Here is a 2186-nt window from a genome sequence, read left to right as displayed (position 1 = left end):
GTGACGGCGTGCCTTTTGAAGAATGAGCCTGCGAGTTAGTGTTACGTCGCGAGGTTAACCCGTGTGGGGAAGCCGTAGCGAAAGCGAGTCTGAATAGGGCGTTGCAGTGGCGTGATCTAGACCCGAAGCGAAGTGATCTACCCATGGCCAGGTTGAAGCGACGGTAAGACGTCGTGGAGGACCGAACCCACTTCAGTTGAAAATGGAGGGGATGAGCTGTGGGTAGGGGTGAAAGGCCAATCAAACTTCGTGATAGCTGGTTCTCCCCGAAATGCATTTAGGTGCAGCGTTGCGTGTTTCTTACCGGAGGTAGAGCTACTGGATGGCTAATGGGCCCTACAAGGTTACTGACGTCAGCCAAACTCCGAATGCCGGTAAGTGAGAGCGCAGCAGTGAGACTGTGGGGGATAAGCTTCATAGTCGAGAGGGAAACAGCCCAGACCACCAACTAAGGCCCCTAAGCGTGTGCTAAGTGGGAAAGGATGTGGAGTTGCGAAGACAACCAGGAGGTTGGCTTAGAAGCAGCCATCCTTAAAAGAGTGCGTAATAGCTCACTGGTCAAGTGATTCCGCGCCGACAATGTAGCGGGGCTCAAGTACACCGCCGAAGTTGTGGATTTCAGACATTAGCCAAGCCCTTGTGGTTCAGGCGTCTGGAGTGGTAGGGGAGCGTCGTGTGGGCAGTGAAGTCGCGGTGGAAACCAGCGGTGGAGCCTACACGAGTGAGAATGCAGGCATGAGTAGCGAAAGACGGGTGAGAAACCCGTCCGCCGGATGATCAAGGGTTCCAGGGTCAAGCTAATCTGCCCTGGGTAAGTCGGGACCTAAGGCGAGGCCGACAGGCGTAGTCGATGGACAACGGGTTGATATTCCCGTACCGGCGAAAAACCGCCCATGCTGAACAGGGGATACTAACCGCCCGAAACCTGCCCTAGCACCCTTTGGGGTGTGTGGGTTTTGGTGGAGCGCGGGACCTGATCCTGGGAGGCAAGCGTATTAACAGGTGTGACGCAGGAAGGTAGCCGAGCCGGGCGATGGTTGTCCCGGTCTAAGGATGTAGGGCGAACGGTAGGCAAATCCGCCGTTCATGATGCCTGAGATCTGACGGGACCCCCGTATGGGGGGATTCGGTGATCCTATGCTGCCGAGAAAAGCATCGACGCGAGGTTTTAGCCGCCCGTACCCCAAACCGACACAGGTGATCAGGTAGAGAATACTAAGGCGATCGAGAGAATTATGGTTAAGGAACTCGGCAAAATGCCCCCGTAACTTCGGGAGAAGGGGGGCCCCAACCTTGAACACCACTTGCTGGTGGGAGGGGATCGGGGCCGCAGAGACCAGGGGGAAGCGACTGTTTACTAAAAACACAGGTCCGTGCGAAGTCGCAAGACGATGTATACGGACTGACTCCTGCCCGGTGCTGGAAGGTTAAGAGGACCGGTTAGCCGCAAGGCGAAGCTGAGAATTTAAGCCCCAGTAAACGGCGGTGGTAACTATAACCATCCTAAGGTAGCGAAATTCCTTGTCGGGTAAGTTCCGACCTGCACGAATGGAGTAACGACTTCCCCGCTGTCTCAACCATAAACTCGGCGAAATTGCAGTACGAGTAAAGATGCTCGTTACGCGCAGCAGGACGGAAAGACCCCGAGACCTTTACTATAGTTTGGTATTGGTGTTCGGAGTGGCTTGTGTAGGATAGGTGGGAGACGTTGAAGCCCGGACGCCAGTTCGGGTGGAGTCATCGTTGAAATACCACTCTGGTCACTTTGGACATCTAACTTCGGCCCGTAATCCGGGTCAGGGACAGTGCCTGATGGGTAGTTTAACTGGGGCGGTTGCCTCCTAAAAAGTAACGGAGGCGCCCAAAGGTTCCCTCAGCCTGGTTGGCAATCAGGTGTCGAGTGTAAGTGCACAAGGGAGCTTGACTGTGAGAGAGACATCTCGAGCAGGGACGAAAGTCGGGACTAGTGATCCGGCGGTACATTGTGGAATGGCCGTCGCTCAACGGATAAAAGGTACCTCGGGGATAACAGGCTGATCTTGCCCAAGAGTCCATATCGACGGCATGGTTTGGCACCTCGATGTCGGCTCGTCGCATCCTGGGGCTGGAGTAGGTCCCAAGGGTTGGGCTGTTCGCCCATTAAAGCGGTACGCGAGCTGGGTTTAGAACGTCGTGAGACAGTTCGG

Annotated in this window: 1 rRNA gene; it reads left to right on the top strand. The window is 55.4% G+C overall.

The features are described 5' to 3' along the window. Positions 1 to 2186, top strand: a 23S ribosomal RNA gene (locus C560_RS0117415); the annotation flags it as partial.

The sequence above is a fragment of the Arthrobacter sp. 9MFCol3.1 genome, assembly GCF_000620385.1.
Classification (GTDB): domain Bacteria; phylum Actinomycetota; class Actinomycetes; order Actinomycetales; family Micrococcaceae; genus Arthrobacter.
Note: the sequence above shows the minus strand (reverse complement) of the source record. Positions and strands in the feature narration are given on the sequence as shown.